This is a genomic window from Streptomyces sp. SLBN-31 (assembly GCF_006715395.1).
Classification (GTDB): domain Bacteria; phylum Actinomycetota; class Actinomycetes; order Streptomycetales; family Streptomycetaceae; genus Streptomyces.
In genome coordinates this window covers 814,854-833,859 of sequence record NZ_VFNC01000003.1, presented here as the reverse complement: position 1 = coordinate 833,859, position 19,006 = coordinate 814,854, and the positions used below count along the sequence as shown (strand labels likewise).

General features: G+C 71.6%; 15 protein-coding genes. 8 read left to right on the top strand and 7 right to left on the bottom strand.

Features of this window, described 5'->3' with window-relative positions:
• The first annotated feature begins 76 nt into the window (after positions 1 to 76).
• Entirely contained in the window at positions 77 to 547 is a 471-nt protein-coding gene (locus tag FBY22_RS41450; protein WP_142153773.1) for a hypothetical protein, read from the top strand.
• Between the two features lie 52 nt (positions 548 to 599).
• On the opposite strand, the gene FBY22_RS41445 is transcribed toward FBY22_RS41450, so the two are convergent.
• A complete protein-coding gene (locus FBY22_RS41445; RefSeq protein WP_142153771.1) occupies positions 600 to 1,073 on the bottom strand; it encodes an SH3 domain-containing protein in 474 nt (157 codons plus the stop codon).
• A 178-nt stretch (positions 1,074 to 1,251) separates the two neighbouring features.
• On the opposite strand from FBY22_RS41445, the gene FBY22_RS41440 reads away from it, so the two are divergent.
• Positions 1,252 to 2,178: a hypothetical protein gene (locus tag FBY22_RS41440; protein WP_260845380.1), complete on the top strand. Its 927-nt coding sequence runs from the start codon at positions 1,252 to 1,254 to the stop codon at positions 2,176 to 2,178.
• A gap of 149 nt (positions 2,179 to 2,327) precedes the next feature.
• Complete coding sequence (locus FBY22_RS41435; RefSeq protein ID WP_260845416.1) at positions 2,328 to 3,239, top strand: endonuclease/exonuclease/phosphatase family protein; 912 nt, start codon at positions 2,328 to 2,330, stop codon at positions 3,237 to 3,239.
• A 100-nt stretch (positions 3,240 to 3,339) separates the two neighbouring features.
• Here the strand turns inward: FBY22_RS41435 and snpA are convergent, their stop codons facing one another.
• Positions 3,340 to 3,987 carry a snapalysin gene (snpA, locus tag FBY22_RS41430; protein ID WP_142153768.1) on the bottom strand — a complete coding sequence of 216 codons (648 nt, stop codon included), beginning with the start codon at positions 3,985 to 3,987 and terminating at the stop codon, positions 3,340 to 3,342.
• Positions 3,988 to 4,169: 182 nt separating this feature from the next.
• Here snpA and FBY22_RS41425 point away from each other — a divergent pair, with 182 nt between their 5' ends.
• Positions 4,170 to 5,129: a LysR family transcriptional regulator gene (locus tag FBY22_RS41425; protein WP_142153766.1), complete on the top strand. Its 960-nt coding sequence runs from the start codon at positions 4,170 to 4,172 to the stop codon at positions 5,127 to 5,129.
• 25 nt (positions 5,130 to 5,154) lie between these two features.
• Here FBY22_RS41425 and FBY22_RS41420 read toward each other — a convergent pair whose 3' ends face one another.
• Positions 5,155 to 7,209, bottom strand: coding sequence for a PhoX family phosphatase (locus tag FBY22_RS41420; RefSeq protein ID WP_142153764.1), 2,055 nt, complete (start codon positions 7,207 to 7,209; stop codon positions 5,155 to 5,157).
• Between the two features lie 232 nt (positions 7,210 to 7,441).
• Between FBY22_RS41420 and FBY22_RS41415 the strand changes: the two genes are divergently transcribed.
• The 3 genes from FBY22_RS41415 to FBY22_RS41405 all read left to right on the top strand — a co-directional run bounded on the left by FBY22_RS41415 (position 7,442) and on the right by FBY22_RS41405 (position 11,749).
• Positions 7,442 to 9,343 (top strand): VWA domain-containing protein, encoded by a 1,902-nt coding sequence (locus FBY22_RS41415; RefSeq protein ID WP_142153762.1) that lies wholly within the window; start codon positions 7,442 to 7,444, stop codon positions 9,341 to 9,343.
• 140 nt (positions 9,344 to 9,483) lie between these two features.
• The gene (gene metG, locus FBY22_RS41410; protein ID WP_142153760.1) at positions 9,484 to 11,202 is read left to right on the top strand and encodes a methionine--tRNA ligase; all 1,719 of its coding nucleotides are present in this window, start codon (positions 9,484 to 9,486) and stop codon (positions 11,200 to 11,202) included.
• A gap of 70 nt (positions 11,203 to 11,272) precedes the next feature.
• Positions 11,273 to 11,749, top strand: coding sequence for a hypothetical protein (locus FBY22_RS41405; RefSeq protein WP_142153758.1), 477 nt, complete (start codon positions 11,273 to 11,275; stop codon positions 11,747 to 11,749).
• 12 nt (positions 11,750 to 11,761) lie between these two features.
• Here FBY22_RS41405 and FBY22_RS41400 read toward each other — a convergent pair whose 3' ends face one another.
• From FBY22_RS41400 to aspS, 3 genes are all read right to left on the bottom strand, one after another.
• On the bottom strand, positions 11,762 to 13,111 hold the full coding sequence (locus FBY22_RS41400; RefSeq protein ID WP_142153756.1) for a polysaccharide lyase family 1 protein: 1,350 nt from the start codon (positions 13,109 to 13,111) through the stop codon (positions 11,762 to 11,764).
• Positions 13,112 to 13,248: 137 nt separating this feature from the next.
• Positions 13,249 to 13,611, bottom strand: coding sequence for a hypothetical protein (locus FBY22_RS41395; RefSeq protein ID WP_142153754.1), 363 nt, complete (start codon positions 13,609 to 13,611; stop codon positions 13,249 to 13,251).
• A 188-nt stretch (positions 13,612 to 13,799) separates the two neighbouring features.
• The gene (gene aspS, locus FBY22_RS41390) at positions 13,800 to 15,563 is read right to left on the bottom strand and encodes an aspartate--tRNA ligase (protein WP_142153752.1); all 1,764 of its coding nucleotides are present in this window, start codon (positions 15,561 to 15,563) and stop codon (positions 13,800 to 13,802) included.
• Between the two features lie 208 nt (positions 15,564 to 15,771).
• Here aspS and FBY22_RS41385 point away from each other — a divergent pair, with 208 nt between their 5' ends.
• Positions 15,772 to 17,895, top strand: coding sequence for a SpoIIE family protein phosphatase (locus FBY22_RS41385; RefSeq protein ID WP_142153750.1), 2,124 nt, complete (start codon positions 15,772 to 15,774; stop codon positions 17,893 to 17,895).
• A gap of 33 nt (positions 17,896 to 17,928) precedes the next feature.
• Here FBY22_RS41385 and FBY22_RS41380 read toward each other — a convergent pair whose 3' ends face one another.
• The gene (locus FBY22_RS41380; RefSeq protein WP_142153748.1) at positions 17,929 to 18,900 is read right to left on the bottom strand and encodes a pirin family protein; all 972 of its coding nucleotides are present in this window, start codon (positions 18,898 to 18,900) and stop codon (positions 17,929 to 17,931) included.
• Between the last annotated feature and the right edge of the window lie 106 nt (positions 18,901 to 19,006).

Below are 19,006 nucleotides of genomic sequence, written 5' to 3'. Positions count from 1 at the left end.
CCTCCCGCCGACTTGCCAGGGCCCTCGCCCAGGTGTGCCCTGGAAGGCAGGGGCGAGGAGAGAGAGGAGTGCTCTCATGGCTCATGCGGCACCCGCGCGCCGCGGCGGAATGATGGGGAAGGTCCGGGCCAACCGGGCCGCCCGGCCCACCCGTACACCCGACCTGTTCGACGAGCGCGTCCACACCGTGGGCCGGTACGGGATTCCCGTGGTTCTCGGACTCCTCTACGGGTTCTGGGCGGCCGCCAACCGCCGTCACGGCGGCGAGATCACGGGCTGGAACATCCTGTTCGGCTTCGTCACCGCGGTCGTGTTCATCGTGCTGTGCATCGCCGTCGCGACCTTCGCACCGCTGCTGAAGCGCGAGTTGCACTCACTGGTGAAGTCGGCCTTCGCAGGCGCGGCGGTCGGCTTCCTCTACAGCCAGACCGGGGACTCCGTGCTGCGGTCGGTGGCGCTGGGCGTCGGGGTGACGGCGGCCGTCTTCCTGGTGTTCTTCTACCGCTACTACACGCGTGAGGACGCCGAGGGACACCGCATCCGCTGACGTGCGGGCACGGGTGGGCCCCGGCCGTGACGGCCGGGGCCCCCCCGCTCCCTCACCCTCCGGTGGTCACGGTGATGGTGACGCTGGTGGTCACCGCCCAGGTGCCGCTCCAGCTCGGGTCGTTCCAGTCGGCGTTGGTCCAGTTGCCGTCCCGCCACCGCGGACAGGGGTCCGCGCAGGTCGGCACCCAGCGGCCGCCGGTGTCGACGAACTCGGCGCTGGCCCAGCCCTGGGCGCCGACGAGCCAGTACCAGTACGGATTGCGGTCGACGCTCTGCCCGCGGACCATGCACTGGACGCGGTCCTGGCTGCCCGGCGAGAGCCGGTCGACGACCGCCGAGTCGACGGTGGGTCTTGCCCGGACGTTCAGCGCGGTGCGGGAGACGACGGTGCCCCAGATCGGACCGCCGCTGCCTCCGGGATGGGAGGGCTGGGCCGCCGCCGACGTGCCCGCCGCCGCGGCGACGAGGGTGCCACCGGCGAACAGGGCAGCGGTGAGGGTCCTCAGGGCAGGAGTGGTGCGCATGATCGGCCTCCTTCTCCCCAGCACCATGAGACACCCGTTCGGGTGAACCCTCCACCGGAGAACGGAACCTGCAGTTCCGGCCTGCTTTCCTCCACACAGCGCCCGTTCGGCCGTGCGAAAGCACCCGTATGCAGTCACACCGCTCGCGCGGCCGGCCCACAGGGCCTTGCCTGAGAGGGTGTCCATACGCCTCAGGGGCGCCCTGTCGGCCGCTCTCATCGCCCTCGCCTGCCTCCTCGCGCCGTGCGGCGCGCTGGCGGCCTGGGCGGCGTACGACCTCGCCGACACGGGCCGCTACGTCAGCACGATGGCGCCGCTCGCCGGGGACCCCGCGGTGCAGGGCGCGGTCGCGGACACCGTGGGAGCCCAGGTCATGGACGAGGTCGGTGACCGCCCCGAGGTCCGCCCGATGCGCTCCGCCGTCGGCCCCTACGTGCACGACGCGGTCCGCTCCTTCACCCGCACCGAGACCTTCCGCGCGGCCTGGGACGCCGCCAACCGCGCCCTGCACGACGCCGTCCTGCACGCCCTGCGCGACGACCGCGAGCGCGCGGTACGGGTCGACCTGGCGCCGGTCACCGAGCAGGTCAAGCGCCGCCTCACCGACCAGCACATGCCGCTCGCCGCCCGCATCCCGGTCGAGCACACGGCGGTCGACGTCCTCCCGGCCCAGGACCTGGACCGGCTTCGGAAAGGGTTCCACGTGCTGGAAGTCGCCGGTTTCTGGCTCCCCTTGGCGGCCGTGGTCTTCGCCGTCGCCGGTCTCGCGGTGGCCGGGTGCCGCCGCCGCGCGCTGACCGCGACCGGCCTCGGCACCGCGCTCGGCGGCGGGTGCCTCGCCCTCGCCGTCGCCGTCGGTCGCCGCCTCACCCTCGCCGACCTGCCCGAGGCGGCCCACCGCCCGGCCGCGGGCGCGGTCTACGACGCCCTCACCACCACACTGCGCGAGGCCTCCTGGCTCCTGGTCGCCCTCGGCCTGGCGGTGGCCCTGGCAGCCCGGCTCAGCCGCCCCCGCGAATCCGGTACGGCGGAGACCGTTCCACCACTCCCCGACCTGAGCGCGGCCGATCGCCCGTCCGTGCCGGGGATGAGCGCGCAAGCGTAGGCTCGGGAGTCGTGACCCACCCAGGCCGTCCGGCATGTGAGGACGAGGCCCGTTCAGGGCCGAAGCGGGGGCCTGGGGGCGGCAGCCCCCAGCGAGGCCCGCACCGACGCCGGGGCCCCGCCAGGAGGCTCGGCGCCTGGACAGCCGGTCTGCTGCTGGCAGGCACCAGCACCGTCGTCGCCTGTCGCGCCGCCGACACCGACGCCCTCACCCCCGTCCCCCAACTCCTCGCCTTCCTGCCCTGGCTGCTCGCCCCCACCGGGCTCGCCCTCCTCCTCGCCCTGCTCGCCCGCTGGCGGACGGGCATGGTGTGGGCGCTGCTCGTCCTCGCGTTCCTGGCCTGGTTCGTCGAGCCGTACGGCAGGGTCGACGAACCAGGCGGCACCCCACTCGCCGAGCTCAGGGTGCTGACGTCGAATGTCGAGTTCGGGCGGGGCACGGCCGCCCTGGTCCCCGAGATCCGGCGGCACAGGCCGGACATCGTGTTCGTCGAGGAGTGCGAGTACACCTGCCAGGCCACGCTCCGGCGGGAGTTCGGCACCGCGTACCCCTACCGGCAGGCCGTCGTCGCCGGCGGCTCCGAGGGGTCGGTGGTCCTGAGCCGGCTGCCCCTGACCGGTACCGACGGGGTGGGCGGCGAGATGGGCATGCCCGGCGCCGTCGCCGACGTGCGCGGACACGACGTACGGCTCCAGCTCGCGCACCCCATGCCCCCGCTGCCCGGCCAGGTCGGGGTGTGGCGCCGCGAACTCGGCCGACTGCGGTCGGCGGCCGCCGACCGCTCCGGTACGCCGATGATCCTGGCCGGCGACTTCAACGCCTCCCAGGACCACGCCGCCTTCCGCCGCATCCTCGACACCGGCCTGCGCGACACGGCCCGGCTCGCCGACCACGACCGCACACCCAGCTGGCCGTCGCGCACCGCCCCCGCCTTCGGCGCCCAGATCGACCACGTGCTCGTGTCGGAGGAGTTCTCCGCGAACAGCGCCCGCTTCCTGGACCTCGCCGGCACCGACCATCGCGCGCTGCTCGTGGACATCACCCTGCACCGGCGCGGATGAGGCAGGCGGCCCGGGTCGGCACAGCCGGGTGCGGGCCGCCTCGTGCAGGAAAGGCGGCCCGCACCGTGTGGGGGGTGGGGTCAGGTCTTCGAGGGGGGGGTCAGCTCTTGCTGAGGGCCTTGTCGAGGGCGGCGGCGAGGCCGTTCGCCCACAACTGGTTCACGCGGGCCCGCTCGTTGGCGTTCGGCTGGGAGTTGGTGCACGACGGCCCCGGCCCGCCGCCCGACATCAGCTCGCTGCACGGGCCCGAGTAGTGGTCCGGCAGCCCCAGCACATGGCCCGTCTCGTGGGCGGTCACGCGCGTGGAGTCGTACTGCCGGTTCTGCGCGTAGTCGAGGAAGACGTAACCGCTGCCGTGCCCGTCGGTGGAGGCGTACGAGCCACGGGAGTCGTTGCCCTCGCGGTAGCTGAAGTCGGCGTTCGAGGACGAGCCCGACTGCAGCTTCACGTTCGACACCGCGCTGTTCCATATCTGGGCGCTGCGGGATATCTGCGCGCTGAACGTCGGCGCGCGGGAGGCGTCGTAGACGACGGTGACGGCGGCGGCGCTGTCCGGATGGGCGGCGCGCTTCTCCGCGACCGACTTCAGCACGGCGTCGAAGAAGGCCCGGTTTGCCTTGGCCTCGGCGGGAGAACCGGAGTACGGGGCGGGAGCCGGCGCGGCGGAGGCCGGAACCGCCGTACCGAGACCGAGGACCGCGAGGCCGAGAGCGGCCGCGGCCGCCGCACGGGAGAATGACAAGCTCATCGAGGACTCCTTGGTGGGGGGTGAGTCTCGATGTGAGTGTCGGCGCCTGTGGGGCGGCTGTGATGATGGCAACCGGCGATAGCACGGCCGTATCACCGCCCCGGTCCGGGCTCGATTCGCCTGTGCACGAAGGGATTTGTGCGTCTGGTGAAACCTTTGATTCCGCTTTACGCTCCGACGGCATGGAGCTTGAGGTGAGACACCTCCGCGCGCTGTGCGCCATAGCCGACACCGGCAGTCTGCACCGCGCCGCGCGCCAACTGGGCGTCGCTCAGCCGTCGTTGAGCACCCAACTGCGCCGCATCGAGCAGGAGCTGGGCGGCACCCTGTTCGTCCGGACCCGCACCGGCTGCCGGCCCACCCCGCTGGGCAGCCTGGTCCTCAGCCGCGCCCGCCCGCTGGTGGCGGAGATGCGTTCGCTGGTCACGGAGGCGAGGGCGGCGGCCACCGGCGGCCAGGAGTTCCGCGTCGGCTCCACCGCCAGCAAGGCCCTGGCGGGCTGGCTGCGCCGGCTGCGTGCCCGCGGCCAGGAACCGACCCTGCACATGAACGTCTCGCCGAACGCCCTGCTGCGCATGGTCGCCGACGGCCAGCTCGACGTCGCCTTCGTGCACGAGGTCGAGGGCAGTCCGCTGCGCGTCCCCGAAGACTTGCGCGTACGCGTCCTGATGGACCGCGAACCGCAGTTCGTCCTGCTGCCCGTCGACCATCCGGCCGCCGCCCGCCCGGTCGTCCACGTCCGCGAACTGGCCGACGACCGCTGGATGATCGATCCCACGGTGGACGGCGAGTGGGAGGCCGTGCAGCGCATGTTCCGCGCGGCCGGCATCAGCCCGCACGTCCTGCACGGCGACTACCACACGGCGGCCGCCCTGGTGGCGACCGGCGAGGTGGTCACCGTCTGCCAGCCGACCGCGCTCTCCCGCCCGGACATGGCGGTGCGCCGCCTGCACGGCGACCCCCTCGGGGTACGGCTGCTCCTGGCGGCCCGCACGGAGACGGACCTCGACGGCGCGCTGCCCGCGCTGGAGGAGGCGTACCGGGAGGCGGCGCGGCAGGCGCCGGCGTACCGGGACTGGCTGGAACTGGAGGGTGCGGGGAGCACACCGCACCCCCGCACCCCGGTTCCGGCTCTCCCGTAGACGACTTCCGGCCGCCCGCGACCCCTCAGACGCCGATGTCGCGGCCGTCCCGACGCCACACGGCGACCACGGCCGGCCGGGTGATCTTCCCGGGCCCGTCGGGCCAGTTGCTCGCGGGCTTCTCCACGGACGCCCCGTCGACCTCGCCCGGGTGCTGCACGGCGACGAGCACGCGCCGCCGCTGGATCACCGGCCCGCAGGTCTCCGCGCCGGTCGGCACGGTGAGGAACTGCTTCAGCTCGCCCCGCCGCTCGCCGCGCGTGGCGACGCCGAACAGTCCGTCGTGGAAGCCGAGTTGGTTGCCGTCGGTGGAGATCCAGAGGTTGCCGTGCGGGTCGAAGGCGACGTTGTCCGGGCAGGAGATCGGGCTGACCGCGTCCTTGGGGAACCCGGCGAAGTAGGTGGCGGGGTCGTCGGGATCACCGGCGACGAGGAAGAGCGACCAGGCGAACCGCTCGCTCTCGGGCCTGTTGTGACGCTCGGTCAACTCCAGTACGTGACCGTGCTTGTTGGCGTTGCGCGGGTTGGCCTCGTCGGCCTTCGCGTTCGCGCCGATGCCGCGGTTGGAGTTGTTGGTGAGGGCGACGTACACCCTGCCGGTGTGCGGGGAGGGCTGGATGTCCTCCGGCCGGTCCATCCTGGTGGCGCCGACCTTGTCCCCCGCGAGCCGGGTGAAGACGAACACCTCGTCGGCCGACATCCCCTCGACGTGCGAGACCGCGCCGTCGGCGGTGGCGGTGGCGAGCGGGATCCACTGGCCGCTGCCGTCGAACTCGCCGTCGGCGGGCAGCTTCCCGCTGCCGTCGATCTCGACGGCGGGGGAGTCACCGGTGAGCCGGGCGACGTACAGGGTGCCCTCGTCGAGCAGCGACAGGTTGTGCTCGCGCACGGACCGGCCCGTCCCGTGCCGCATGCGCTTGCTGCCGACGAACTTGTAGAAGTAGTCGAACCGCTCGTCGTCGCCGGAGTACACGACGGGCCGCCCGTCGGCGGTGAGCCGCACGGTCGCCGCCTCGTGCTTGAACCGGCCGAGGGCGGTGTGCTTGCGGGGCGTGGAGTCCGGGTCGTACGGGTCGAACTCGACGACGTACCCGAAGCGATGCACCTCGTTGGGCTCCCGGGCGAGGTCGAACCGCTTGTCGAAGCGCTCCCACTTGCGCTCGGTCGCCCCCGTCCCGACGCCGTACCGCTTGTCCGTGGCCCGCGATCCGCCCGCGAAGTACTGGTTGAAGTTCTCCTCCCCGTGCAGGGTCGTCCCCCAGGGGGTGGTCCCGCCGGAGCAGTTGTTGAGGGTGCCGAGGACCTTGGTGCCGGTCGGGTCGGCGGACGTCCTGAGCAGCGGGCTGCCGGCGGCGGGACCGGTGAGCCGGAACGCGGTGGTGGCGGTGACGCGCCGGTTGAGGTGGTGCCGGGGCACGGCGGTCAGCCGCCCCGTCTTCCGGTCCTCCTCCACCACGACGGCGGACAGGCCGTGCGCCGCCCAGGCGACCTCGACCTGCTCCCGGGTCGGCCGCTCGGCGTCGTAGCCGCGGAACATCAGGATCTCGTCCGTGTACTCGTGGTTGGCGACGAGCAGCTGCCGCCCGCGCTCGCCCGGAAGGGGCAGCAGGGCGAGGAAGTCGTTGTTGTACCCGAACTGTCCGGCCTGCGCGGCGGCCGTCTGCTTCTCCGGGTCGAAGGCGGGGGCACCGCGCAGGATGGGCTCGCCCCAGCGGATGACGACGTTCTGCGCATAACCGTCCGGGACGACGACGGCGTCCACCGTGTTGGGAGCGACGGCGCCGAACCGCAGCCCGCGGGCGCCGTCGCCGCCGGGTTTCGGCTTCCCGTACGGCTGTGCCCCCGCGGCGGCGGGATCGGCGCCCGCGAGGCCTGCCGTGCCGGCCGCGGCCGCGACGGTCACCACGGCGGCGGCCCGCATCAGCGAACGCCGGCCGAGGGCGGCGGCGATGACATCACCGACGTAGGGGTTGGAGCTGGTGTTCGGCACCTCGTGGAAACAGGCGTCACCGCACCGGAACCGGCAGGTCATGGCGGACCGGCCGCCCGAATGCGTGATGATCGGCAGCAGCTTGCGCACTTTGCTCTCCCCTTGCGATCCCTTGGTGTGATCGTGACGGTAGGGGTATACCCGCGCGGGGACGCTGCGACCGGGTGAACGAAGAGTGAACGCGGGGGAAGCGTGGGGCCGTTGACAAAGACGGGTGCCCCGTCTACCGCCCCTCCCCAAGATCGCCATCCGGGGCCGCTAACCTTACGTGTCCGTCCTGGCCAGTGATTGACGGTTTCGACTCACGCGAAGGGTTGCGCGCATGGGCATTCTCACTCTCCTTCGAAACGCATTCGGCAGGTCACGCAAGGGGCGTGCCGCCGAAGCAGAGGGTGCCGACCAGACCCCTTCGCAGCCGGCTCCCGAGCCGACGGCGTCCCCCCGGCTCCCGTCCCCCCGCACCGAATCGGCCCCGGACGCTCCCCGCGACGACGAACACGACCTGGTCGCGGCAGCCTTCGACAAAGTCTCGGTCCCCAAGCCGACCGACCCGACCCCGGCCGCGGAGGCGGTCGCGGAGCCGGCACCGACTGCGGAGCCGGTCGCGGAGCCGGCACCGGCCGCGGAGACGCCCACGGAGCGGACACCGGCCGCGGAGGCGGTCGCGGAGCCGGCACCGGCCGCGGAGACGCCCACGGAGCGGACACCGGCCGCGGAGGCGGTCGCGGAGCCGGCACCGGCCGCGGAGACGCCCACGGAGCGGACACCGGCCGCGGAGGCGGTCGCGGAGCCGGCACCGGCCGCGGAGACGCCCACGGAGCGGACACCGGCCGCGGAGGCGGTCGCGGAGCCGGCACCGGCCGCGGAGGCGGCCACGGAGCAGGAGCCCGAAGCCCCGTCCGAGGAAGCAGCTGAGCCGAAGACCGAGGCCGCCACGGCCGAGAAGACGGCCGAGCCGGAGCCCGAGGCGGCGGTCACGGAGCCGACCGAGCCGAAGACCGAGGCTGCGGAGGGGACCCCCCAGCCGGAGGCCGAGCCGAAGGCCGCGGAGCCGGAGGCCGGGCCCGCCGAGCCGAAGGCCGCGGAGCCGGAGGCCGCCGCTGTCGAGGCCCCGGTGACGGAGGAGCCCGTCACCGAAAGCGAGCCGGAGGCAGCCGCAGCCGACCCCGAGCCGGAGGCGGAGGCGGAAGAGCAGGAGCCCGCGGCCCCGGTGGCCGTGGAGCCGGTGGCCGAGACCGAGCCCGAGAACAAGCCAGTCACCGAGGAACCGACGCCCCGGGAACCGGCCGCATCGGAGACCACTCCCGAAGCCCCGGCCGTCGCGGAGGCCCCGGCCGTCGAGGACGAGCCGAAGGCCGAAGCCGTCGCCGAGGCCGCTCCCGAGGCCCCGGTCGCCGAGGAAGCCGTCGTCGAGGACGAGCCGGTGGCGGACTCCGCCCCGGAGCCCGCGCCGGAGACCGGCCCCGAACCCGATGTCGCCACGGACGGGCCCGCGGCCGCCGATGGCGAGGACGCCGCACAGGAGGCACCCGCACCCGACGACGAGACCGTCACGGGTGGTGCGGGTGGGAACGACCAGCCCGCCGAAGGCGAAGCCGAGGCCGTCCCGCCCCCCTCCGCCGTCGCGGAAGCCCTCGCCAAGGCCAACCTCACCGGCACCCGAGCGCGGCTCTACCTCGTACTCGACCGCTCCGCGAGCATGCGCCCGTACTACAAGGACGGCTCCGCCCAGGCCCTCGCCGACCAGACCCTCGCCCTCGCGCAGCACCTCACCGACGAGACGCCCGGCGTCCACGTCGTCTTCTTCTCCACGGAGGTGGACGGCACCGTCGACCTCACCCCCGCCTCCCCCGAGAACGCGATCGACGAGGCCCACGCGGGCCTCGGCCGCATGGGCCGTACCAGCTACCACGCAGCGGTCGAAGCGGTCCTCGCCCACTACGACGAGCACGCCACCCCCGGCACCCCCGCCCTGGTCGTCTTCCAGACGGACGGCGCCCCGGACGCGAAGACCCCCGCCACCCAGGCGCTCAACGAGGCCGCGAAGTCCCACCCCCAGGTGTTCTTCTCCTTCGTCGCGTTCGGCGACCACGACAACAAGGCCTTCGACTACCTCCGCAAGCTGAAGACCGACAACACGGCCTTCTTCCACGCGGGCCCGACCCCCCTGGAGCTCACGGACGCGGAGCTCTACGACGGCGTACTGATCGACTGGCGCCCGTAACCCGCACAACCGTCGGACGACGAGCGGCCGCCCCTTCCCACCCTGTAAAACGGGAAGCGGGCGGCCCACCCGTGTCGGCTACGATTTCAAGGTTCGCAAAGAACCGAGAACACCGAAATCCGACCTGGGAGCAGCCCCCGATGGCTCGACACCTCATCACCAGCGCCCTTCCGTACATCAACGGAATCAAGCACCTGGGCAACATGGTGGGGTCCATGCTCCCGGCGGACGTGTACTCCCGCTACCTGCGCCAGCGCGGCCACGACGTCCTGTACATCTGTGCGACGGACGAGCACGGCACCCCGGCCGAGCTGGCCGCGAAGGAGCAGGGCCTCCCGGTCGACGTGTTCTGCGCGCAGGCGCACGACGCGCAGAAGGCGGTCTACGACGGCTTCGCGCTCGCCTTCGACTACTTCGGCCGCAGCTCCAGCGAGCAGAACGTCGAGATCACCCAGCACTTCGCCCGCCGCCTCAACGAGAACGGCTTCATCGAGGAGCGGGCGATCCGCCAGGTGTACAGCCCCGCCGACGGCCGCTTCCTCCCCGACCGCTACGTCGAGGGCACCTGCCCGCACTGCGGCTACGACAAGGCCCGCGGCGACCAGTGCGAGAACTGCACCCGCGTCCTGGACCCGACCGACCTGATCAACCCGCGTTCGGCGATCTCCGGCTCCACCGACCTGGAGGTCCGCGAGACCAAGCACCTCTTCCTCCTGCAGTCCAAGCTGCAGCACGAGGTCGAGGCCTGGGTCGCCCGGCACGAGGACGACTGGCCGCAGCTGGCCTCCTCCATCGCCCGCAAGTGGCTGAACGAGGGCCTGCACGACCGCGCGATCACCCGCGACCTGGACTGGGGCGTGCCGGTCCCGGCGGACACCTGGCCGGAGCTGGCGGCCGAGGGCAAGGTCTTCTACGTCTGGTTCGACGCCCCGATCGAGTACATCGGCGCGACGAAGGAGTGGGCGGACCTCGACCCGGCGAACCGCGACTGGAAGTCGTGGTGGTACGACGTCGACGCCGACGTCCGCTACACCGAGTTCATGGCCAAGGACAACGTCCCGTTCCACACGGTGATGTTCCCGGCCACCGAGCTGGGCGTGCGCGAGCCGTGGAAGAAGGTCGACTACGTCAAGGCCTTCAACTGGCTGACGTACTACGGCGGCAAGTTCTCCACCAGCCAGAAGCGCGGTGTCTTCACCGACCAGGCGCTGGAGATCCTCCCCGCCGACTACTGGCGTTACTTCCTCATCGCCAACGCCCCCGAGTCCGACGACTCGTCCTTCACGTGGGAGCACTTCACCGCCACGGTCAACAAGGACCTGGCCGACACCCTCGGCAACTTCGTCAACCGCGTCCTGTCCTTCTCCCGCAAGCGCTTCGGCGACGACGTCCCCGCGGGCGGGCAGCCGGGCGAGGCGGAGACGAAGCTGGGCGAGCAGATCGCGGAGCTCCTCGCGGAGTACGAGTCGCACATGGAGTCGCTCCAGTTCCGCAAGGCCGCCGCGGCCCTGCGCGCCCTGTGGTCGGCCGGCAACTCCTACCTGGAGGAGAAGGCCCCCTGGCTGGAGATCAAGACGGACAAGGAGGGCGCGGCCCTCACCCTGCGCACGGCGATGAACCTCATCCACCTGTACGCGGTTGTCTCGGAGCCGTTCATCCCGGCGACCTCGGCCGCCATGCGCCAGGCGTTCTCGCTCGCCGACGACACCGCGGCCTGGGTCACCGCGGCCGAGGCCCGTGCGCTCACCGCCGTCCCGGCCGGCACCCCGTTCACGGTCCCGCCGGTGCTGTTCGCCAAGCTCACGGACGAGGACCTCGAGGCCTACAAGGAGCGCTTCGGCGGCGAGCCGGAGCAGTAACACGCGGAGGAACCGTGGAAGACGGGGCTCGGGAAGCCGAACAGCTTTCCGAGCCCCGTATTGTTCCGCCATGGCAGTGCCCGAAGTCGTCCCGATCGCCTACGAGCCCAGGAGCCGGACCGAGTCCATCGGCCGGTACTCCGAGGGGCAGTTCCTGGCGTCGCTCACGTACGCCTTCCCCGCCGGATTCCGTCTCGACCACGGCTGGGAAGAGCACAAGCGTCTCTACACCGTCCTGCACACCTTCGACTTCGAGGGCCGCTACCGCGACTCGGAGATCTGGTGTGCGGGCACCTGGGCCGAGCAGTTGCAGGATCCGGACGGTGACGCGTCGGTCCTCCAACGCGCCCGCGTCCATCTGGCCAAGCTCCTGCGCAGCCTGCCCCGCCGCTCCTACACGGACATCGCGATACGGCCGTTTCAGGTCACCGTCGACGACGTGGTGTTCGGCCTGGTGACCGGCGAGGACGAGGAGGGCAGCTGGGCCGAGCTCTTCCCGGACCGCCTGTTCTTCTCCCCGCCCTGGGACGGCTCCTACGACACCTAGGGGCCTGTCGCTCTAGGACAGGATCCCGGCGCCGGTCGTGGCGGCCAGCTCCGTCCGCAGGTTCTTCGCCGACGTCTCCAGGCCGGCCGTCAGCGTCGGCGTCCAGTTCACCGTGGTCTTGATCTTCTTGGAGTTGGCGGCGTTGTGGGCGGCGACGACGTCGGTCGCGGTGCCGTTGACCAGGTTGCCGCTGCCCGCGATGGAACCCGTACCGTCACCGCTGACGAGCCCCGCGACCTTCTGGCCGGAGGGGATCTTCCAGTAGTTGGCCTGCGCGACGACCTGCGCCTTGGCGCGGGAGTTGATGCTGTACTGCAGGGTGTAACCGTTCAGGGGCGCCGTGTCGTACACGTTGTTGTAGATGTGGATCTGGCCGAGCCGGGCCAGCGGTGCCCGCTGCACGATGCCCTTCCACACGTTGTGGTGGATGGAGACGCGCAGCTTGCCGGTGGAGTCGGTGTCGCTGCTGCCGATCAGCATGGTCTTGTCGTGGTTGGTGAACCGGTTGCGTTCGACGGTGACCAGGTCGGAACCCTTGGTGATGTCGAGCTCGCCGTCGTGGATCTGGTACTGGCGGCCGTAGTACGTGGGGTCGGCGGTGTCGAGGCCGGGCGCGTCGGTGAACGTGTTGTGGTCCGCCCAGACGTGGGTGGCACCGCGCAGGGTCACCGAGTCGTACTGCGAGTTCCAGTTGCCCGCGTCGCCGTCGGTCGGGTCCCACTGCGGGAAGCAGTCCTCGGTCGCGGCGAAGGTGAGGTTGCGGACGATGACGTTGTCCACCTTCTGGATCTGCAGCATGCCGCCGGTGATGCCGGCCTTGGTGCCCGGCACGCCCACGATGCTGGTGTTGGCCGGCACCTTGAAGACGATGGTGTCGGCCTGCTTCTTCTGCGCGGCGGCCCGCGCGGTCTCCTGGGTGCCGGAGGGCAGCTTGGACCGGCCGTAGGTGGCGGGGTCGAAGGCCTTCAGATAGGCGGACAGCGAGTAGCCGGTGCCCTTGGCGTAGTCGGCGCAGGCCAGCTTCTTGCCGGAGTCGTCGGTGTTGGCGTCGATGGTGCCCTTGACCTTGATGATCCGCGGGGTGGTGTCCGACGCGGATCCCAGGGCCTTCACCAGCTGGGCTCGGGTGGAGACGGTGAAGGTGTGCGCGGCGTCGGCCTTCGCGCCGCCGGTCGTACCGGTACCGGAGGAGGCCCAGCCGTCCTTGGCGGCGAGCGTCTGGTGGTACAGGTCGACGGTCGTCGTCCCGGCGTTCGCGTTCATCACGAGAACACCGGCACCGACACCCGCGGCGACAGCGGCGGCGGAGACGACGAGAACACGCCGCTTGCGAAGAGACCGACGGTGGGTGGGAGCGGCCACGGGGATTCCTTACGTACCGGGGGAACTGTGCGGAGGGAGAAGCTCCGGTGGAGGGGCTTTCGCTCCGTCAGTTGCCGCTGGTGCACGTGGGGTTGCCGGGGCCGCGGAAATTCTCTGCCGGGCCGGTCCGGGGCGGCTCAGACGGACATCTCCAGGCCCAGCACCTCGCGTGCCGTGCGGACGTGCCGCAGGCCTTCCTGAGCAGTGCGCGTGACCTGTTCGTACTGGGCGGTCGTACGGGCCTCGGCCAGGCGGGCCCGGGCGGTGCGGTGGCACTCGGCGGCCTCGGTCAGCGCCCGGCCGGCCGATTCGCCCGTGGTCCCCCAGCCGGTGGTCCCGGGCGGCATCAGGCTGCCGCCCAGCCGGATCAGCCAGCGGTTGGCCTCGGCCTCAGCGTCCAGCCGGGAGTCGTCCCGCCCCGCCCGCCCGCGTCGCAGCAGGGCGACGGCGACGACCACTCCGGTGATCAGCAGCGCCGAGAACGCGATCGTGTGCCCCATGGTTTCCTCCTCGCCCGGCGGCCCGGAGGGCGGCCCTTCCTCGTGGTGTCGTCCCCCATGAGACGCCAGGGCTCTGTGCTGCTCCCCCGGGATCGCTGTGCGCCTCCAGTGAGGTTCCCCAGACCGGCCGGGCAAGCCGAAGGGCTCGAAACCGGCGTCGGTTTCGAGCCCTACGGATACGCTCGGGGTTACTTCGGCTGCGGCTTGCGCACCGACAGGTGCAGCTCCTTCAGCCGCGCCTCCTCCAGCTCCGTCGGCGCGCCCATCATCAGGTCCTGGGCGTTGCCGTTGAGCGGGAAGGCGATGGTCTCGCGGATGTTCGGCTCGTCCGCGAGGAGCATGACGATGCGGTCGACGCCGGGGGCGATGCCGCCGTGCGGCGGGGCGCCGAAGCGGAAGGCGCGCAGCATGCCGGCGAACTTCTCCTCGACGGTGTCGCGGTCGTAGCCCGCGATCTCGAAGGCCTTCAGCATGATCTCGGGCTCGTGGTTCCGGATCGCGCCGGAGGACAGCTCGACGCCGTTGCAGACGATGTCGTACTGCCAGCCCAGGATGTCCAGCGGGTCCTGGGTCTCCAGGGCCTCCAGGCCGCCCTGCGGCATGGAGAAGGGGTTGTGCGAGAAGTCGATGGCGCCGGTGTCCTCGTCCTTCTCGTACATCGGGAAGTCGACGATCCAGCAGAACCGGAAGACGCCCTCCTCGAAGTGCCCGGCGCGCTTGGCGGCCTCGACGCGGACCGCGCCCATGATCTTGGAGACCTCGTCGAACTCGCCCGCGCCGAAGAACACCGCGTGCCCGGCGGCCAGCGACAGGCGCTTGGTCAGCTCGGCGACGTTCTCCTCGGTCAGGAACTTGGCGATCGGGCCGGAGAGCGAACCGTCCTCGGCCACGCGCACCCAGGCCAGGCCCTTCGCGCCCTGCGAGACGGCGAAGTCACCGAGCTGGTCGAAGAACTTGCGGGGCTGCGCGGAGACGTCCGGCACGGGCAGCGCGCGCACGTGCTTGCCGGCGAAGGCCTTGAACTCCGAGCCCTCGAAGATGTCGGTGATGTCGACGAGCTCCAGCTGGGCGCGCAGGTCCGGCTTGTCGGAGCCGTACTTCAGCATCGCCTCGCGGAAGGGGATGCGGGGGAACGGCGATGTGACGTGGCGGCCGTTGCCGAACTCCTCGAAAAGCTCGGTCATCAGCTGCTCGATGGGGCGGAAGACGTCCTCCTGCTCGACGAAGCTCATCTCGACGTCGAGCTGGTAGAACTCGCCCGGCGAGCGGTCGGCGCGGGCGTCCTCGTCGCGGAAGCAGGGCGCGATCTGGAAGTAGCGGTCGAAGCCGGAGATCATCAGCAGCTGCTTGAACTGCTGCGGCGCCTGCGGCAGGGCGTAGAACTTGCCCGGGTTCAGCCGGGAGGGGACCACGAAGTCGCGGGCGCCCTCGGGGGAGGTCGCCGACAGGATCGGGGTCGCCATCTCGTTGAAGCCCAGCGCCGTCATCTTGTGCCGGATCGCCGAGATGACCGCCGTACGCAGCATGATGTTCTTGTGCATGCGCTCGCGGCGCAGGTCGAGGAAGCGGTACTCCAGGCGCCGCTCCTCGTTGACCCCGTCCTCGGCGTTGATCGTGAAGGGCAGTGGGGCGGCGGTGCCCAGCACCTCGACCTCGCCGACCTCGATCTCGATCTCGCCGGTGGGCAGATCGGGGTTCACGTTCTCGGTTCCACGTGAAACAACGCCGCCGTCGACACGGACGACCGTCTCCTTGGACAGCTTGTCCAGGGCCTCGTACGCGGGGGTGCCGGGACGGGCGACGAGCTGCGTGATGCCGTAGTGATCGCGCAGATCGATGAAGAGGATGCCGCCCAGGTCGCGCCGATTGTGCAGCCAGCCACTCAGCCGGACGTCGGTGCCGACGTCAGAGGAGCGGAGCTCGCCGCAGGTGTGGGACCTGTACCGATGCATCGTCGTTCATCGTCCTTCGTGGTGGGGTGGTATGTGCCGGGGTTGCCGCCCGGCATGAACGGGCGCACGGCCCGGACCTCCCAAGGGTACCGGCCGCCCCAAGATCGGCTCCCCACCATTACGGGGCGGTCTTGACGGACGCGTGACGAGCGGCACTCCTGGTACGGATCGGTGGCACTCCTCGATCACCACTCCATAAAGTGGGGCAATGCGCACTGGCGAGCCCTTGCCGCCCGTGGGGGAGGTCCTCGCCACCCTCGCGACCGGCCTGTGGACCTGGGACACCGCCACCGAGCTGGTCACGGTCGACGCCGAGGCGGCACGGCTGCTCGGGCTGCCCGCCGAACCGGCCACGCTCACCGAGGCCCAGGCCCGGGCCCGGCTGCACCCGGTCGACTGGAACGAGATCATCAGCGTGGTGGGTCTCGCCGTCGCCGAGCGCACCCTCGCCGAGGTACGCATCCGGATCATGGACGACCACGGCCGCGTGCTGCGCGTCGTCCGCTCCCGTTCCAAACCGTCGTACGACACGGAACGCCACGCGTTCCAGCTGATCGGCACCCTGCAGGAGGTCACCGAGCCGACCCCGGGCACCCCGGCCGGACGCAGCGCCGTCACCGGTGACTGGCGGCGCTCCCGGGAGGCGTTCCTGCTGGACGCGGGCCGGGCGCTGGCCGAGGCGCGGTCGACGGAGGAGGTGCTGCGGGTCGCGGCGGGCCTGTCGATGCCCGGCTTCTCGCCGGACGGACTGGCGGTCTTCGGCACCGAGGGCGAGCGGGTGACCGTCATCGGCCTGCACGGCTACCAGCCCGGCGACGAGGACCCGTTCGCCGCGATGCCGCTGGACACGGACCATCCGGCGGCCGAGGTCATACGCACGGGCCGCGCCGTCTATCTGTCGACCCCGTCCGACTACAAGGCCCGCTACCCCGTCATGTGGCAGCTGGTGGAGAGCTTCGGCCGCCAGTCCTGGGCGTTCCTGCCGCTCATCGTGGCCGGCCGCACGATGGGCGCCTGGATGGCGTCCTTCGCCTACCCGGTCGCCTTCACGCCCGACGAGCGCTCGGTGCTGACCACCGTCGCCCGCATGCTCGCCCAGGCTCTCTCCCGCGCCGGCGCGGCGGAGACCGAGCGGGCCCTGACGGACGGCCTCCAGCGCTCCATGCTGCCGACGCTCGGCCCGCAGATACCGGGCATGAACGTCGCCGCCCGCTACGTCCCCACCGGCGGCGGCCTCCAGGTCGGCGGCGACTGGTACGACATGATCCCGCTGCCCGGCGGCAGGTTCGCGCTGGCCATCGGGGACGTCCAGGGCCATGACGTGCGCGCCGCCGGACTCATGGGCCAGCTCCGTATCGCCCTGCGCGCCTACGCCTCCGAGGGGCACCGGCCCGACGCGGTCCTCTCCCGCGCCTCCCGCTTCCTGCACGGCATGACCGACGGCGACTCCGTCGACCCGCGCTTCGCGACCTGCCTCTACGTCGAGGCCGACCCGGCCACCGGCACCCTCGACATCGCCCGGGCCGGCCACCCCGACCCGGCGATCCGTCTCGCCGACGGCACGGTGCTGGCCCGTCCGACCGCCGGCGGTCTGCCGCTCGGCATCGACCCGGACGCCGACTACCCCACCACGCGTTTCGCCCTCGAACCCGGTGAAACGATGCTGATCTGCACCGACGGCCTCATCGAGACCGGCGGGCACGACCTGGACAGTGGCTGGCAGCGCATCCGCGAGATCCTGGAGGACCACAAGGGCGACCTGGAGGAACTCGCCGACGCCCTGGTCCAGGGCGTGCACGGCCCGTCCTCGCACCACACCACGGGCCCGCTCGCCGACCGCCGTGAGGACGACATAGCGGTGCTGCTGCTGTGCCGGCCGGGGGAGGGCTGCGGCTGCGCCGACGCGCTGCCGGGGGTGGCGCCGCAGGTCCGGCGCACGATGCTGTCCGTCGCCCAGGCCGAGCCGGAGCGGGTGGCGGTGGCCCGCCAGCACTTGCGCGAGCTGCTGCACGACTGGCGCTCGCCGGACCAGATCGACTCGGCGGTGCTGCTGCTGTCGGAGATGCTGACGAACGTCCTGGTCCACACCGACGCCGACGCCCTGCTGCTGGCCGAGGTCCGGGGCGAGCCGGGCAGCCGCCGGATGCGCGTGGAGGTCAACGACACCAGCGACGACCTGCCGCACCGGCGCCGCCCCGGGGAGCTGGCCTCCTCCGGCCGCGGACTGGTCCTGATGGAACTGCTCGCCCAGGCGTGGGGAGTTGACCCGCGGGGCGAGGGCAAGAGCATCTGGTTCGAGCTCTACGAGGCCGAGGAGGCGGTGACCCCGTAGGGTGCCGCCTCCTCGGTGATCGCCTCACCGGCCTTACAGACCGCCCTCGGTCATCCCGTGCACGGCGGGAACGGTGCCCAGCCGGCCCTTCTGGAAGTCCTCGAACGCCTGCTGCAGTTCCTCGCGGGTGTTCATGACGAACGGGCCGTAGTGGGCCATGGGCTCACGGATCGGCTGTCCGCCCAGCAGCACGACCTCCAGGTCCGGGGTGTGGCTGTCCTGCTTCTCGTCCGCGCGGACGGTGAGCGAGGAACCGGCGCCGAAGACCGCCGTCTGGCCGAGGTGGACCGGACGCCGCTCGGTGCCGACCGCGCCCCGCCCGGCCAGGACGTACGCCAGACCGTTGAAGTCCTCCCGCCACGGCAGGGTGAGCTCCGCGCCGGGCGCGAGCGTGGCGTGGATCATCGTGATCGGGGTGTGGGTGATGCCGGGGCCCTGGTGGCCGTCCAGCTCACCGGCGATGACCCGCAGCAGCGCGCCGCCGTCGGGGGTGGTGAGCAGCTGGACGTTGCCGCCGCGGATGTCCTGGTAGCGCGGCGCCATCATCTTGTCCCTGGCCGGGAGGTTCACCCACAGCTGCAGGCCGTGGAAGAGGCCGCCGGACATCACCAGGGACTCCGGCGGGGCCTCGATGTGCAGCAGACCGGAGCCGGCCGTCATCCACTGGGTGTCGCCGTTGGTGATGGTGCCGCCGCCGCCCTGGGAGTCCTGGTGGTCGAAGATCCCGTCGATGATGTAGGTGACGGTCTCGAAGCCGCGGTGCGGGTGCCAGGGGGTGCCCTTGGGCTCGCCCGGCGCGTACTCCACCTCGCCCATCTGGTCCATCATGATGAACGGGTCGAGGTACTTGTAGTTGATCCCGGCGAACGCCCGGCGCACCGGGAAGCCCTCACCCTCGAAACCGCTCGGCGCGGTCGTGACGGCGAGCACGGGACGCGCCACGGCGTCGGCCGGCGCGGCGACGCGGGGCAGGGTCAGCGGGTTCTCGACGGTCACTGCAGGCATGTCGGTACCTCCTTGTGCGGCCAGTTTAGTTGAGCATTGAACTTTCTGCCACCCCACAACAGAAGGAGCCCGGAGGGCATTCCCTCCGGGCTCCCGGCGACGGCGT

Coding starts and splice junctions, on each gene's coding strand:
- FBY22_RS41450 (WP_142153773.1), top strand. CDS start 77: ATGGCTCATGCGGCACCCGCGCGCCGCGGCGGAATGATGGGGAAGGTC.
- FBY22_RS41445 (WP_142153771.1), bottom strand. CDS start 1,073: ATGCGCACCACTCCTGCCCTGAGGACCCTCACCGCTGCCCTGTTCGCC.
- snpA (WP_142153768.1), bottom strand. CDS start 3,987: ATGAGCTTGTCATTCTCCCGTGCGGCGGCCGCGGCCGCTCTCGGCCTC.
- FBY22_RS41425 (WP_142153766.1), top strand. CDS start 4,170: ATGGAGCTTGAGGTGAGACACCTCCGCGCGCTGTGCGCCATAGCCGAC.
- FBY22_RS41415 (WP_142153762.1), top strand. CDS start 7,442: ATGGGCATTCTCACTCTCCTTCGAAACGCATTCGGCAGGTCACGCAAG.
- metG (WP_142153760.1), top strand. CDS start 9,484: ATGGCTCGACACCTCATCACCAGCGCCCTTCCGTACATCAACGGAATC.
- FBY22_RS41405 (WP_142153758.1), top strand. CDS start 11,273: ATGGCAGTGCCCGAAGTCGTCCCGATCGCCTACGAGCCCAGGAGCCGG.
- FBY22_RS41395 (WP_142153754.1), bottom strand. CDS start 13,611: ATGGGGCACACGATCGCGTTCTCGGCGCTGCTGATCACCGGAGTGGTC.
- aspS (WP_142153752.1), bottom strand. CDS start 15,563: ATGCATCGGTACAGGTCCCACACCTGCGGCGAGCTCCGCTCCTCTGAC.
- FBY22_RS41385 (WP_142153750.1), top strand. CDS start 15,772: ATGCGCACTGGCGAGCCCTTGCCGCCCGTGGGGGAGGTCCTCGCCACC.
- FBY22_RS41380 (WP_142153748.1), bottom strand. CDS start 18,900: ATGCCTGCAGTGACCGTCGAGAACCCGCTGACCCTGCCCCGCGTCGCC.